Raw genomic sequence first — 14,715 nt, forward strand, 5'->3', positions numbered from 1 at the left:
AGGATGGCGGACAGGCGACCGTAACGCGGAACGGTGTGTCAGGCCGCCCTTTCCACAGACTTTGTCCCGGGAGGACCATTGACCTTCGAGTCGTCCCCAGGCCAGCCTCCTCAGGCCCCGGCGCCGCTCTCTCCCCAGGAGTTCAAGGCGACGGCCGAGGGCATCCTGACGAACGTCGAGTGGGTGATCGAGGGCAAGTCCCACACGATCAAGCTCGCGATCGCGGTGATGCTCGCGGAGGGCCACCTGCTGCTGGAGGACGTGCCGGGGGTGGGCAAGACCCAGTTGGCGAAGGCCCTGGCCCGTTCGGTCGACTGCTCGGTGCGGCGCATCCAGTTCACGCCGGACCTGCTGCCCTCCGACGTCACTGGCGTGAGCATCTTCGACCCGGAGAAGCGCGACTTCGTGTTCAAGCCGGGCGCGATCTTCGGGAACCTGATCCTCGGCGACGAGATCAACCGCGCCAGCCCCAAGACGCAGGCCGCGCTCCTGGAGTGCATGGAGGAGCGGCAGGTCACCGTCGACGGGAACACGTACAAGCTGCGCAGTCCGTTCATGGTCATCGCCACCCAGAACCCGGTGGAGATGGAGGGCACGTACCCGCTGCCCGAGGCGCAGCGCGACCGGTTCGCCGCGCGCCTGGCCATCGGGTACCCGGACATCAACGCGGAGCTGGCGCTGCTGGACCGCCGCGAGGAGTACAACCCGCTCGACGCGCTCCGCCCGGTGGCGGACGCGGAGATGATCGTGCGGATGATCGCCGCGGCCCGCGCGGTGCACCTGGCCCCGGAATTGAAGCGGTACGTGGTCGACCTGGTGACCGCCACGCGGTCGAACGCGCAGGTCCGGCTGGGTGCGAGCCCGCGTGCGACGCTGCAGCTGCTGCGGTGCACGCAGGTGCTCGCGGCGATGGACGGGCGCGACTTCGCCCTGCCCGACGACGTGCAGCAGCTGGCCGTGCCGGTGCTCGCGCACCGGTTGATCCCGACGACGGAGACGACGATGGGCGGGGGCGACACGAAGGCGATCGTCTCCGACATCCTTCGGCACGTCCCGGTGGTGTCCCACCCGGGGAGGTACTAGGCGTGGAGCTCACCGGACGCGGCAAGACGCTGCTGGCGGTGAGCGTGGTCGTCGGCCTCGTCGCCCTGGCGGTGGGCGAGGGCGACCTCCTGCGCGCGGCGCTGCTGGCGCTCATCGCGCCGCTGGGCGGGCTGGTCCTGCTGCGGTGGTCGCGGCCCTCGCTCGAGTCGAACCGGGTGCTCAACCCGCCGCAGGTGGAGGCGGGGCAGCCCACGCAGGTGCGGCTGGGCATCCAGAACACCGGCCGGGGGCGCCCGCCGGCGCTGATGCTGGAGGACCGCATCCCCTACCGGCTCGGGAACCGCCCGCGCCTGGTCCTGGAGCGGCTCGCGCCCGGGGCGCGCAGCGTCGTGAACTACACGATCACGCCGGGCACGCGCGGCGCGTACGAGCTGGGGCCGCTGACGGTGCGGACCTCGGACCCGTTCGGGCTGGCCGTCTCGGTGCAGGAGTTCCCGCTGACGACCGAGCTGATCGTGACCCCGCGCATCCAGCCGCTGCGGAGCCTGCTGCTGCCGGGGGGCGCCGGGATGTCCTCAGGGGAGTCCGCGGCGCACGCGGTCGCGATCACCGGCAACGACGACATCGCGGTGCGCGAGTACCGCCACGGCGACGACATGCGGCGCGTGCACTGGAAGGCCAGCGCGCACCGCGGCCAGCTCATGGTGCGCCGCGAGGAGCAGCCGTGGGAGAACAACGCGGCGCTCCTGCTCGACGTGCGACGCGGCGCGCACCGCGGGGAGCTCTCGAGCTTCGAGTGGATGGTGGACGCGGCCGCGTCGGCGACGGTGCGGCTCTCGCGCGACGGGATCGACCCGTGGCTGATCACCGCGCACCGCGACTTCGAATGCCGCCAAGGCGATTACAGCCAGGCGATGCGGTACCTCGCGACGGTGGCCGCGGCCCCCGAGGCGCCCATCTCGCATCTGGTCGAGAAGGCGCAGCGGTCGCGGTCGGTCTCCGGGATCGTCGCGTTCCTGGGCCATCTGAGCGCTGAGGAGGCCGCCTCGCTGGGGCGGCTCGCCAAGCGCGGCGGGGCGTGCACGGCACTCGTGGTCGACCCGGTGCGGTGGATCCCGAAGGCGCCCTCGAGCCGCCCCGACCCGCGCGAGCGGGCGTTCGCGGAGCAGCACGTCGCGGCGGTCTCAGCGCTGTCGAACGCGGGCTGGCAGGTGATCCCGGTGGTCGCCGGGACCGAGTTGCGCCGGGTGTGGACCCGCCTGGGCGCGTGGAGGACTCTCGCATGAGCGGACAGCGGCACGCCACGATGGTCGCGGCGGCCACCCTGGCCTTGACGCTGACGCCGCTCATCGGCATCTTCGACGGCGTCGGGTGGGCGTTCCCGGTGCTGCTCACCATTACGGTGATCGCGACCTGCGGGTCGCTCATGCGCGCGGCCGGGCGCGGGCAGGGCCTCCAGACCGTCGCGATGTGCGCGGGCCTCCTGGTCGTGCTCACCGCCGGTTTCGGCGACGGCACCGCGTTCCTGTTCATCGTGCCGCTGCCGGCCACGTTCGAGCACTTCGGCTACCTCGCGAACGAGGGCGTCTCGGGGATCGTCACGAACGCCCCGCCGGTGCCCGCCGAGGGCGGCATCCTGTTCCTCACCCTCCTCGGGATCGGGCTCGTGGCGATCCTCCACGACATGTTCGTGGTCGGCCTGCGCACCCCGGCGCTCGCTGGGCTCACGCTCCTCACCATGTACCTGGTGCCGGTGTCGGTCGCGCCCGACGCGACGGCCTGGTTCTGGTTCATCCTCCCCGCGGTCTCGTACCTGTGGCTCCTCGCCGACGACAACCTGCGCCGCGTCTCCGCGTTCGGGCACCGCTTCACCGGGGCGGGCCAGCTCGTCTCGCAGCGGTTCCCGTCCCCGATGGCGCGCAGCGCGCGCTGGTCGGCGCTCGCGTTCATCGTGGTCACGCTCGTGTCGCTGACCGTGGTGCCCACCAACACGTCCGGGTTCATCGACCGCGTCGCCGAGGACTTCGAGGGCGGGGGCGACGTCGGACTCGGCGACGTCAACCCGTGGGCGCAGCTGTCCGGGTCGCTCAACCGGCCCGAGGAGGTCGACGTCCTCCGCGTCTCCACCGACGACCCGAACCCGCGCTACCTGCGGATGCACGTGCTCGACGAGCTCACCTCGGACGGCTTCGGCCCCAACGACTACGAGGAGGGCGGCTCCCTCGACGACCTCGTCGCCGAGGGCGACGAGGTGTACACCGCCGAGGTCGAGAACCTCGAACTGGAGGCGTCGGTCCTGCCCGTCTACGGCGACCCGGCCGACATCGAGATCGACGGCGACTGGGCCGTCGACGACGACACCGGCGTCATCATCGGCGACGGCACCGACATGGGCGACATCGACTCGTACTCGTTCTCCTACACCGACCCGGCGCCGAACGCGGAGACGCTCGCGGCCGCCGGCGGAATGGACCCCGGCGACGGGCGGTGGGAGGACAACACCCGGCACCCGGACGTGCCCGAGATGACCGAGATCGTCGACCGCGAGGTCGGCGGCGCGTCCACGGTCCACGAGAAGGTCCTCGCCGTCCTGGAGTACCTGTCGGCCTCCAACGGCTTCCGGTACTCCCTCACCACCAGCGAGGCGGGCAACGACGAGGCCATCCTCGACTTCCTGGCGACCCAGGAGGGGTACTGCCAGCAGTACGCGGCCGCGATGGCGTGGATGCTGCGCGAGGCCGACGTCGCCGCGCGCGTCGTCATCGGCATGTCCCAGGGCCGCCGCGACGGCACCGACTGGGTCCTCTCCAACCACGACTACCACGCGTGGGTCGAGGTCTACTACGAAGGACCCGGCTGGGTCACCTTCGACCCGACGCCGGCCTCGGGCGTGCCCGGCGCGGTCTCGTTCCCGTGGGCGACCGAGCCCGCGCCCGAGGACCTGCCGTCCCAGGACCCCGGCGCCACGGCCGACCCGACCGCCGGCCCCGGCGAAGAGCCCACCGGCGCCGCCCCCGACCCGTCGGCCGGCGCCGAGACGCCCACCGGCGGCCCCACCCCGCAGGCCGGCGACGGCGGCTCCGGCGGCGGCGCCGCCTTCGACCCGGTCTGGCTGCTGCTCGTGCCGCTCCTGGCCCTCCCGTTCGTCCCGGCCGTGTGGCGCGGGCTCCTGCGCCGCTCCCGGCTGCACCCGGCGAAGCTCACGGCGAAGACCGCGTGGGACGAGGTGCTCGACCTCGCCATGGACTACGGGGTGGGCCTCACCGATTCGCTCACCCCCCGGCAGGCCGCCGGGGTCCTCGGCCAGGCCGCCCCCGCGGCCCGCGAGGCGGCGACGGTCCTCGGCTCCGCGATGGCCCGCCACCGCTACTCCGCGCAGGGGGCCGACCCGACCGGGCTCGCCGACGCCGTGCGCGACCTCCACTCCGAACTGGACAAGCGCGCCGAGCCGCGCCGCCGCTACCGGGCCATGTTCTGGCCCGCGTCGCTCCTGGCGAAGATCGCCTCCAAGCAGGCGGAGGAGAGCGCCCGCCTCGCGCGCCGCTCCGCCCGCGCCTCCGACCGGGTCCGGTCGGCGGTGCGGCGCCCGCGACGTTCGAACAGCCGCAAGGACCGGTCTGTCACAGGTCGCCCTTAAGGTGGCCCACATGTACAGAAGCGGCGCTGCGAGCGACGGTGCACTCACCGATGGTGCACCGAACGCCGAAGGCTTCACCCAGCCGACCCTCGACAGCCTGGGGACCCCGCTCGCCGAGGTGACCTTCTGCGTCGTCGACCTCGAGACCACCGGCCTCGCCGCGGACGCGTGCGGCATCACCGAGATCGGCGCGGTCAAGGTCAAGGGCGGCGAGGTCATCGGCGAGTTCGGGACCCTCGTCAACCCCGGCGAGTCCATCGACCCGCGCGTCACCCGCCTCACGGGCATCACCGACGCGATGGTCGCCGACGCCCCCGGCATCGAGGCGGTACTCCCCTCGTTCCTGGAGTTCGCGCGCGGCGCGACCCTCGTCGCCCACAACGCGGGCTTCGACATCGGGTTCCTGCGCCACGCCTGCGAGCTCACCGACACGCGCTGGCCCCGCCCGCCCGTGGTCGACACCGTGGTCCTGGCCCGGCGCCTCACCGAGAAGAGCGAGGTCCCCAACCGGCGCCTCGCCACCCTGGCGCGGCTCTTCGGCTCGCCGGTGACCCCGAACCACCGGGCCCTGGACGACGCCCGCGCCACGGTCGCGGTGCTGCACGGCCTCATCGAGCGCGCCTCCGGGCACGGGGTGACCACGGACGCCGAACTCGCCGAGTTCTGCCGCGCCATCCCCTCGGAGCTGCAGCGGCGCAAGCGCCACCTCGCCGACGGCCTCCCGCACGGCCCCGGCGTCTACATCTTCCGCGACGCGGACGACCGGGCGCTGTACATCGGTGTCTCCGTTGACGTCGCCGCCCGCGTCCGCAGCTACTTCTCGGCGGCCGAGCAGCGCCGCCGCCTGCGCGACATGCTCGCCTCCGCCGAACGCGTCGAGGTCATCGAATGCGCGCACCGGCTCGAGGCCGGCATCGCCGAACTGCGGCTCATCTCCGGCGGCAAGCCGCCCTACAACCGGGCCGCGAAATTCCCCGAGCACCGCTCCTGGGTGCGCCTGTCCGACGAGCCCTACCCGCGCCTCCAGATCTCCCGCAACCCGCCCGGCCCGGGCACCCCGCGGCTCGGCCCGACCTCGGGCACGCAGGCGCAGGCGGCGATCGGCGCGATCGAGGCGGCCCTGCCGATCCGCTCGTGCCGCACCCGCTTGTCCCCCAAGCGGATGTCGCCCTCGTGCGTGCTCGGCGAGATCGGCAGGTGCGTCGAGCCGTGCCGCCACACCGTGAGCGTCGAGGAGTACGCGGCCGTCGCCGAGCGCGCGGCCCGCGCCATGGACGGCGACCCGGCCCCCGTCGCCGCCGCCGTCACCGAGCGCCTCGCCGAGCTCGCGGCCGCCGAGCGGTTCGAGACCGCCGCCGAGCGCCGCGACGAACTCGGCGCCTACCTCCAGCTCGCCGCCGCCACCCACCGCACCAGGAGCCTCGTCGCGGCCGGAGAGGTCGTGGCCGCGGGCCGTGCCAAGGGCGGCGGCTGGGAGATCGCCGTGATCCGCCACGGCCTGCTCGCCGGGGCCGTCCGCACCCCGCCCCGGGTCGACCCCATGCCGCACATCGCGAAACTGCGCGAGACCTCCCGGGTCGTCGACCCGCTCGACGACGTCGCCGACGCCGCCCACGCCGCCGAGACCCGGCTCCTCCTCGAATGGCTCGCCCGCCCCGACGTCCGCCTCGTCATGGTCGAGCACCCCTGGGCCAGCCGCCTCGACGGCGCCGAGCGCTGGAGCGGCGCGGTGCCCCACGACCCGTCCGCGTGGCGCCGCTCCAACGGCGAACGCTGACCACATACTGGGACGGGACTGCGAACCCTCCGCTGTCCCAACGAAACCCACCGTGCCATTGCCCGAGACCGGCGCAACCCGGCGAATCGGACGTGAGTCGTCTCGCATTCATTTGCGGCGCTTCGGGTTTCCACGGCACGGCCCGCACGGGTACTGTGTGTCATCCGCCGATGGCGGCGGCCCCGCCGAAATCCGACAGTGTCTAGTGTCGATTCTCTCCAAGAATCGTTGTACATCTAGAATGCGGTCAACCTTGGGCATCGGAGGCTTTCATGTTGCGCGCATTGCTTTCGGCTACTCGCTCTGCCAAACCCGACGATCCGTGGGACCTCGCCGGGAAGGTCGCGGAGCTCGAAGCGGCCCACCGTGCGCACTACGAGCAGCCCGACATGCTCCTGGTCCGCCGCGCCTACCGCATCGCCGAACAGATGCACCGCGGGCAGGCCCGCCGCTCCGGCGAGCCCTACATCACCCACCCCATCGCGGTCTCCACCATCCTCGCCGGGCTCGGCGTCGACACCGCCACCATCGCGGCCGGGCTCCTCCACGACACCGTCGAGGACACCAGCTACTCCCTCGAGGCGCTCCGCGGCGACTTCGGCGACGAGATCGCCGTGATGGTCGACGGCGTCACCAAGCTCGACAAGATCCACCTCGGCTCCGCCGCCGAGGCCGAGACGTTCCGCAAGCTCGTGCTCACCGCCGGGCGCGACATCCGCGTCATGGTCATCAAGCTCGCTGACCGCCTCCACAACATGCGGACGATCAAGTTCAAGAAGCGCCCCAGCCAGATCCGCATCGCCGAGGCCACCAAGGACGTCCTCATCCCCCTCGCCGACCGGCTCGGCCTCTACGTCATCAAGCGCGAGCTCGAGGACATCGTCCTGGAGACCCTCGAACCCGACGTCTTCCAGCGCATCCACGAGCACCTCGGCTCCGACACCGACCGCAGGCGCCAGGTCGCCGTCATCGTCCCGCAGGTGCGCAAGGCCCTGCGCGAGTTCAAGGTGGCCGCGACCCTCCACGACCGGCCCCGGCACCCGTACTCGATCTACCGCGAGATGCAGAAGCACCCCGGCACCGGCCCGGCCGACCCGCCGCGCCTGGTCATCGTCGTCGACGGCCCGCCCACCGACTGCTACGCCGCGCTCGGCGCGATCCACAAGCTCTGGAAGCCCGTGGGCGGCAAGTTCCGCGACCTCATCGCCGCCAAGAAGTTCAACTTCTACCAGTCGATCCACACCGCCGTGGCCGGTCCCGGCGGCACCCCCATCGAGTTCCTCATCCGCACCAGGGAGATGCACGAGACCGCCGAGGTCGGCATCGTCGCCGGCATGCGCCAGTCCGGCGCGAACCCGGTCGAGATCCAGCTCCCCTGGCTCCAGCGGCTCCTCGAGTGGCAGAACGAGGTCGCCGACTCCGGCCAGTTCCTCGACTCCCTCCGCTGCGACCTCGCCGACCAGGACATCATCGTCTTCACCCGCGAGGGCGAGCGGCTCATGGTCCCCAAGGCCTCCACCCCCGTCGACGTCGCCTACTGCTCCGGCCCCTCCAAGGGCCACCGACTCATCGCCGCCTACGTCAACGGCGAGATCGCCCCGCTCGCGCAGAGCCTGCGCGACGGCGACACCGTCGAGCTCGTCCTCACCAACGAGCAGCCCTACGGCCCCTCGAAGCAGTGGCTCGACCACGCCAAGACCCCCGAGGCCCAGCTCCACATCAACGACTGGTTCGGGTCGATGGAGGACGTCGACTCCACCGGCGAACTCCCGATCATCCCGATGCAGCGCTTCGAAGACGAGCTGAAGGCCGGAAAGAACCGCCTGTGGCGCTCCCTGATCGCCCGCGGGCGCGGACTCTCAGGCGAGCAACCACTCCACGGCGTCGCGTCGTCTCTGGGCTTCCCAGACCTCGATTCGCTCTACCTCGCCCTCGCCCGCGAGAAGCTCGACCCGGACGAGCTCGCCGAGAAGCTCATCACCACCGTCGACCGCTTCTGACCCGAACGCCGCGAACCGGCGGGAGCACCGGCGGCACAACGAGAAGCGGAGCCGCACCTTCCGGTGCGGCCCCGCTTCTCGTTCACTCGCCTAGTGCTTGCCCGACTCGATCTCGTCGCGCCGCTCGGTGCGGCCGTCCTCGGACGGCTCCTCGATCGACTTGAAGAAGCCCTTGTCGGCGGGCGGCAGCGCGCCGATGCGGTTCATCTTCTTCGGGACCACCCAGCCGTTGTACTCCAGCTCGGTGTGGCCGTGCTCGTCCGGCTCGGCCAGCGGCTGGTGCACCTCGTAGAAGCGGCCGTTCGGGTCGCGCATGAGGATGCCCGTCTCCAGGCCGTGCGCGAGGACCTCGCGGTCGTGCTGCTGCAGGCCCAGGCAGATCCGGTACGTCACGTAGTACGCGATGATCGGCAGGACCACGAGTCCGATGCGGCCCGCCCAGGTCATGGCGTTCAGGCTGATGTCGAACTTCTCGGCGAACACGTCGTTGCCGCCGGAGATCACGCCGATGATCCAGAAGACCACGACCATGACGCCGAGGCTGGTGCGGCCCGCGTTGTCGCGGGGACGCTGCAGCAGGTTGTGGTGCCCGCGGTCCTTCGTGAACCGCCGCTCCAGCGCCGGGTACAGCAGCGGCAGCACGACGGACAGGCCCATGCCCACGATGCCCGGCCAGAACACCGGCGGCAGCGTGAAGTACGGCGGGATGCGCAGTTCCCACGCGGGGAACAGGCGGATCAGGCCGTCCAGGTACATGACGTAGAAGTCGGGCTGCGAGGCCGAGGACACGACCGAGACCTCGTAGGGGCCGAAGAGCCAGATCGGGTTGATCTGGAACAGGCCCGCCATCGCGCCGAGGACGCCCCAGATGAACAGCATGAAGCCGATCTGCTTCATGACGTAGTTCGGGAACATCCGGAAGCCGACCACGTTGTGCTCGGTGCGGCCCGGGCCGGGCCACTGGGTGTGCTTCTGCGCGAACACGAGTCCGATGTGCACCGTGATGAGCGCCAGCAGGAGCAGCGGGAACACGAACACGTGGATGATGTAGAGCATCGAGATCACGCTCGTGCCCGGGAACTGGCCGCCGAAGAGCGCCGCCGAGGCCCAGGGCCCGATGAACGGGATCGAGACGGTCATGCCCTCCATGATGCGCAGGCCCGTGCCCGAGAGGCCGTCGTCCGGCAGCGAGTAGCCGAAGAAGCCCTCGAAGAAGCCGAGCCAGAACAGCAGAATGCCGATCATCCAGTTCGTCTCGCGCGGCGCGCGGAACGCGCCGGTGAAGAAGATCCGGAGCATGTGGATCAGGATCGACGCCATGAACAGCAGGGTCGACCAGTGGTGCATCTGGCGCATGAACAGGCCGCCGCGCACCTCGAACGAGAGGTCGAGGGCCGAGGCGTACGCCTGCGACATCTCCACGCCCTGCAGCGGCACGTACGCGCCGTGGTAGGTCACCTCGACCATGGACGGCTCGAAGAACAGCGCCAGGAAGGTGCCCGAGAGCAGCAGCAGGATGAACGAGAACAGCGCGATCTCGCCCAGGAGGAAGGACCAGTGGTCCGGGAACACCTTGTTGAACAGCACCCGGGCCGGGCCCGCGAGCTTGAAGCGGTCGTCGAGCTCGCCGCCCGCCTTGGTCAGCAGGCTGTCACTCGTGCCTTTGCGGCGTTTCACTTCTCATCCTCCTCGGGGAGGGACGGGCGGTTCCAGAACGCCGGCCCCGGGGGCACCAGGAAGTCCGACTTCGCGATGAAGAAGCCTTCTTCGTCAACCGTGAACGGCAGCATGGGCAGGTGCCGGGTCGCCGGTCCGAAGACCGGGGCGGCGTTGTCCACCACGTTGAACTGCGACTGGTGGCACGGGCACAGCAGGCGCTGGCTCTGCTGCTCGTAGAGGCTGGTCGGGCAGCCGACGTGGGTGCAGATCTTCGAGTAGGCCACGAAGTTGCCCCACAGCGCGTCGACGTCCTGGTACATCGGGTACAGGTTCTTGCGCAGGATCTCGGCGTCCGCGTCGCGCAGGTGGATCAGCAGGACGGGCGAGGTCGGGTACTGGTTCGTCGCGCCGTGGTCGATGGCCGGGTAGACGGTGATCTGACCGCCGACCGAGACCATGTCCGGGCGCACCATGGCGCCGTCCCGCATCATGAAGCGGATCGGCTCGCCGTCGTTGTGCCGCTCGGCGTTCCACCCGGTGACGGTGAGCATGTCGCCCGGGTCCTTGATGAGCGCGCCCAGCGGGGCGATCGCGGCCAGGCCCAGCGGTGCGGCGCCCAGGAGGGCGGCCTTCACCAGGAACGGCCGGCGCTTGAGGCCGATGTCCTCGACCATGTTGTCCACCGTGGCCTCGGCGATCTTGCGGTCGTCCGAAGAGGACCCGCCGTCGTGGCGGTCCTGCACGAGCTCCTCGACCGGCAAGAGCTTCTTCGCCCAGGTGAGCACGCCCACGGCGAAGAAGAGCAGCGAGAGGCCCAGGCAGGTGCCGAGCACCGGCGTGTACCAGGTCTGGAGGTCGCGCCAGGTGGCGGCGCCCTCGTACTCCCAGGGCCACCAGATGTACGCCACCACGAACGCGGTCGCGAACAGGCCAGAGAACAGGAACAGGCCGCCGACGATGCGCTCCATGCGCTTCTCGGCCTTCGTCCCCGGCTTGGCGAAGCGCGGCTCGTAGTGAATGATCTCGATGTCGTCGCGACGCAGGCCCTCGGTGTAGACCTCGAAGCGGCTGAGCTTCGGGTTGCTCAGGTCGACCGGTTCGGGCGGGTTGCTGTCGTTGTGGGCACTCACGATTTACCTGCAATCCAGAGCGTGGTCAGCAGGAGCGCGGTCATGCCGACCAGGAAGATGGCCAGTCCTTCGGTGGCCGGTCCGAAACGGCCGAGAGTGAACACCCCGCCCGGGTCCTTGTCGTCGTTCACCAGGTACTGGGCGTACGCGATGAGCTCGGCCTTCTGCTCCGGCGTGAGCTCGTTGTCGGCGAAGACCGGCATGTTCTGCGGACCGGTGAGCATCGCCTGGTAGATCTCCTCGTTGCTGACGCCTTCCAGGGACGGCGCGTGCGCGCCCGAGGAGAGGGCGCCGCCGCCGCCGGCGTAGCCGTGGCAGGAGGAGCAGTTCACGCGGTAGAGCTCGCCGCCCGCGGCCACGTCGGCCTCTTCGACCATCGCGTCGAGGTCGTCGGGAGTGCCGGCACCGCCGCCGAGGTACTCGATGTAGGCACCGAGCCACTCGGCCTCTTCCTCGGTGAAGACCGGGTACTCCGTGCTGGGGGCCTGCGCGCCCTGCGCGGCCATCGGCATGCGGCCGGTGTTCACCTGGAACTCGACGGCTGCGGAGCCGACGCCGATGAGGCTCGGTCCGCGCCCTTCGACGCCCTCGCCGTTATCGCCGTGGCAGGAGATGCAGCTGGTGTCGTAGAGCTCCTGGCCCTTGACGGCCTCGGAGTCGATCGCGTTGGACTCGGCCTCCTGCGCGTACAGGCTCGGGGAGAACGCCGAGTAGAGCCCTCCGACGATGACCAGTGCGCCGGTGAACCTGGCCAGCGCGCCGAGGCGCTTGCGCCAGCCTCGCCGGCGTTTCGCTGATGCAGCCACGGTTGTTGCCTCACCTTTATCTAGCTCTCGGACCGGACCGGGCCCGTTGTGGTCCCGGTTCGGCCGGCGGCCGCCTCCGGGGGGCGGCCGTCGCATTTCTCGGATGCGGCTCCGGTAGGACCGGAGCCTGACTTGCCTTGGGTCGGTTCAAATGCCGCTTTTGTTCGCGGGAGTGAACCGGCCGGAGTGTTTCAGTTTCAGTACTGGGCCATCGGAAGGAAGTAGATCACGGCGAACAGCGCGATCCAGACCACGTCGACGAAGTGCCAGTAGTAGGACACCACGATGGACGCGGTGGCCTGGGCGGGGCTGAAGCGTCCCATCGTCGTGCGGATCAGGTAGACGATGAACGCGATGAGGCCGCCGGTCACGTGGAGTCCGTGGAAGCCGGTGGTCAGGAAGAACATCGTCCAGTAGCCGTCGGCCGAGATCGAGTGGCCTTCGGTGACCAGGTTCCGGTACTCGTTCACCTGGCCGAGGACGAAGACGAGTCCCATCACGAACGTGACCGCGAACCAGAGTCGCAGCTTGTAGACGTCGCCCCGCTCAGCGGCGAAGACGCCCAGCTGGCAGGTGACCGACGAGGCCACGAGGATCACGGTGAACACCAGCGCGTACGGGATCTCGAGGTGGTGGTAGCCCTCCTCGTACATCGCGGGCGCGGCGGCCTGGATGGAGAAGTACATCGCGAACAGGCCCGCAAAGAACATCAGTTCGCTGCTCAACCACACGATGGTGCCGACACTGACGACGTTGGGCCGCGTCAGTGAGTGGATACGGCTGGGGTCGATAGTTGCTTCGGCGGCAGTCACGCGCACATTATTACGGTCCGGCGGGCCCAAGCTGCGCATGGGGTGTGTTTTTCGCGCGTGTCGCGCGGTTGTAGGCTCCCAGCCTTCTCACACCGTGTGCCCAGGTCATTCGCGGTTGGGCCAATGTGGGCACTCGCTTCAGGGGAAGTGGCCGCGCCGCTCTTCCCATTTCAGTGTGGCCGGTTTAATATGCGAGGCGTGACTACCTCAACGTCTGAGTACGCGGTCCTGCTGTACAGCCATCGACCCGCGGTCATCGAGCAGATGCGCTCGGCGATCGGCGAGGAGCCGGTGGAGGGGGTGAAGATCGAGTACGCCGTCGCGGGCGAGTACGACGAGGCGGTGGCGCTGATCGACAAGTTCGCCGTGGACCTGGTGCTGCTCGACGGCGAGGCGCAGCCCGCGGGGGGGCTGGGGATCGCCCGGCAGCTGCGGGACGAGTTCGACGAGCCGCCGACGCTGGCGGTCGTGGTGGCGCGGGCCGCGGACCGGTGGCTGGCGGCGTGGTCGCGGGCGGATGCGGTGCTCATGCACCCCCTCAACCCCGTGACGACAGGGCAGACGGTAGTAGACTTGCTGGTCAGCCGCGCAGCAGGCGTGGCACCGGCGCAGCGCGCCGCCTGACCTCCCTCTCCTGGAGTCCTTATGTCTAGTGCGACCTGGCCTGACGTCCTCGGGCGCCTTTCCAACGGCGACCACCTCGATGAGGCCAGCGCGGACTGGGCGATGGCCGAGATCATGGCGGGCAACGCCGATCCGGCCCAGTTGGCGGCGTTCGCGGTGCTCCTGCGCTCAAAGGGTGAGACGCCCGAGGAGATCGGGGCCATTGCGGGCCGGATGCTGGCGGAGACGACCCGGCTGGACCTCTCGGACCTGGGCGTGGCGGTCGACATCGTGGGCACCGGCGGCGACGGCTCGAACTCGGTGAACATCTCGACGATGGCGGCGATCGTGGTCGCGGCCGCGGGTGTGCCCGTGATCAAGCACGGGAACCGCTCGGCGTCGTCGAACGTGGGTTCGGCGGATCTGCTCGAGGCGCTGGGCGTGGACCTGGAGGCGACGGCCGAGCGGGTCGAGGCCTCGGTGCGGGAGATCGGGATCGGGTTCGCCTTCGCGCGGACCTTCCACCCCGGGATGCGGCACGCGGGACCGGTGCGCGCGGCGCTAGGCATTCCCACGGTGTTCAACCTGCTGGGGCCGCTGACGAACCCGGGCCAGCCGGCGGCGGGCCTGATCGGCTGCGCGGACCCGGTGAAGGCGCCGCTCATGGCGCAGGTGTTCGCGGCGCGGGGCGCTTCGGTGTTCGTGGTGCGCGGGGACGACGGCCTGGACGAGATCTCGACGTCGGCGACGACCTCGGAGTGGATCGTGTCGGGCGGGCGGGTCTCGCAGGGTTCGATCGACATCGAGGAGTTCGGTCTGGTGCAGGCCGGGCCGGAGGCGCTGCGCGGCGGCGACATCGTGTTCAACACGGCGGTGGCGCGCGAGGTGTTCGCGGGCGGGAACCGGCCGGTGCGCGACGCGGTGCTCATCAACGCGGCGGCGGCCTTGGCGTCGCGGCAGGGTTTGATCGACGGCGTCGACCTGCACGACATCAAGACCCGCAAGGGCCTCCTGGAGTCGAACCTCGTCCTGGCCGCGAAGGCCATCGACGAGGGCAAGGCGACCGAGCTGATCGAGCGCTGGGCCGAGTTCAGCAAGTCGTGATGTGAACAGGTTCCCTCTGAAGGCGTGAGCCGGGAGGGGCTTGTTCTGTCGGACCCGTTGCGTAGGTTCAAGACAAGGGGTCCCCCTGGGGGGACATATCGGTTATTTCCGAAATGTAGTGAATTGCAAACGTCAAGGGCGGG

The 14,715-nt window shown here is 70.2% G+C and carries 11 protein-coding genes; 7 read left to right on the top strand and 4 right to left on the bottom strand.

The window, feature by feature from the left end; all coding sequences use genetic code 11:
* Positions 1 to 78 precede the first annotated feature (78 nt).
* From O2L52_RS13120 to O2L52_RS13140, 5 genes are all read left to right on the top strand, one after another.
* Positions 79 to 1,083, top strand: a complete 1,005-nt coding sequence (locus tag O2L52_RS13120; RefSeq protein ID WP_270115983.1) for an AAA family ATPase — start codon at positions 79 to 81, stop codon at positions 1,081 to 1,083.
* A gap of 2 nt (positions 1,084 to 1,085) precedes the next feature.
* On the top strand, positions 1,086 to 2,330 hold the full coding sequence (locus O2L52_RS13125) for a DUF58 domain-containing protein (RefSeq protein WP_270115984.1): 1,245 nt from the start codon (positions 1,086 to 1,088) through the stop codon (positions 2,328 to 2,330).
* Positions 2,327 to 4,681: a transglutaminase TgpA family protein gene (locus O2L52_RS13130; RefSeq protein WP_270115985.1), complete on the top strand. Its 2,355-nt coding sequence runs from the start codon at positions 2,327 to 2,329 to the stop codon at positions 4,679 to 4,681. Before O2L52_RS13125 ends, O2L52_RS13130 begins: the two co-directional genes overlap by 4 nt.
* Positions 4,682 to 4,691: 10 nt before the next feature.
* Positions 4,692 to 6,458 carry a DEDD exonuclease domain-containing protein gene (locus tag O2L52_RS13135; RefSeq protein ID WP_270115987.1) on the top strand — a complete coding sequence of 589 codons (1,767 nt, stop codon included), beginning with the start codon at positions 4,692 to 4,694 and terminating at the stop codon, positions 6,456 to 6,458.
* Between the two features lie 272 nt (positions 6,459 to 6,730).
* On the top strand, positions 6,731 to 8,458 hold the full coding sequence (locus tag O2L52_RS13140) for a RelA/SpoT family protein (RefSeq protein WP_270115988.1): 1,728 nt from the start codon (positions 6,731 to 6,733) through the stop codon (positions 8,456 to 8,458).
* A gap of 90 nt (positions 8,459 to 8,548) precedes the next feature.
* Here O2L52_RS13140 and qcrB read toward each other — a convergent pair whose 3' ends face one another.
* The 4 genes from qcrB to ctaE form a co-directional block, all read right to left on the bottom strand.
* On the bottom strand, positions 8,549 to 10,135 hold the full coding sequence (gene qcrB / locus O2L52_RS13145; RefSeq protein ID WP_270115989.1) for a cytochrome bc1 complex cytochrome b subunit: 1,587 nt from the start codon (positions 10,133 to 10,135) through the stop codon (positions 8,549 to 8,551).
* Positions 10,132 to 11,247, bottom strand: coding sequence for a cytochrome bc1 complex Rieske iron-sulfur subunit (gene qcrA / locus O2L52_RS13150; RefSeq protein WP_270115990.1), 1,116 nt, complete (start codon positions 11,245 to 11,247; stop codon positions 10,132 to 10,134). The genes qcrB and qcrA overlap by 4 nt, the downstream gene beginning before the upstream one ends.
* Positions 11,244 to 12,053 (bottom strand): cytochrome bc1 complex diheme cytochrome c subunit, encoded by an 810-nt coding sequence (qcrC, locus tag O2L52_RS13155; protein WP_270115991.1) that lies wholly within the window; start codon positions 12,051 to 12,053, stop codon positions 11,244 to 11,246. The genes qcrA and qcrC overlap by 4 nt, the downstream gene beginning before the upstream one ends.
* A 197-nt stretch (positions 12,054 to 12,250) precedes the next feature.
* Positions 12,251 to 12,865: an aa3-type cytochrome oxidase subunit III gene (gene ctaE / locus O2L52_RS13160; protein ID WP_270115992.1), complete on the bottom strand. Its 615-nt coding sequence runs from the start codon at positions 12,863 to 12,865 to the stop codon at positions 12,251 to 12,253.
* Between the two features lie 264 nt (positions 12,866 to 13,129).
* Here ctaE and O2L52_RS13165 point away from each other — a divergent pair, with 264 nt between their 5' ends.
* The gene (locus O2L52_RS13165; protein WP_344473138.1) at positions 13,130 to 13,489 is read left to right on the top strand and encodes a hypothetical protein; all 360 of its coding nucleotides are present in this window, start codon (positions 13,130 to 13,132) and stop codon (positions 13,487 to 13,489) included.
* Positions 13,490 to 13,510: 21 nt separating this feature from the next.
* Positions 13,511 to 14,572 (top strand): anthranilate phosphoribosyltransferase, encoded by a 1,062-nt coding sequence (gene trpD, locus O2L52_RS13170; protein WP_270115994.1) that lies wholly within the window; start codon positions 13,511 to 13,513, stop codon positions 14,570 to 14,572.
* The last annotated feature ends 143 nt before the right edge of the window (positions 14,573 to 14,715 follow it).

Origin of the sequence: Glycomyces algeriensis, assembly GCF_027622855.1 — a bacterium.
Taxonomy (GTDB): Bacteria; Actinomycetota; Actinomycetes; order Mycobacteriales; family Micromonosporaceae; genus Glycomyces; species Glycomyces algeriensis.

Excerpts from the sequence above, each read along its gene's own strand:
- O2L52_RS13130 (WP_270115985.1), top strand. The coding sequence starts at position 2,327 with ATGAGCGGACAGCGGCACGCCACGATGGTCGCGGCGGCCACCCTGGCC.
- O2L52_RS13165 (WP_344473138.1), top strand. The coding sequence starts at position 13,130 with ATGCGCTCGGCGATCGGCGAGGAGCCGGTGGAGGGGGTGAAGATCGAG.
- O2L52_RS13135 (WP_270115987.1), top strand. The coding sequence starts at position 4,692 with ATGTACAGAAGCGGCGCTGCGAGCGACGGTGCACTCACCGATGGTGCA.
- trpD (WP_270115994.1), top strand. The coding sequence starts at position 13,511 with ATGTCTAGTGCGACCTGGCCTGACGTCCTCGGGCGCCTTTCCAACGGC.
- O2L52_RS13140 (WP_270115988.1), top strand. The coding sequence starts at position 6,731 with ATGTTGCGCGCATTGCTTTCGGCTACTCGCTCTGCCAAACCCGACGAT.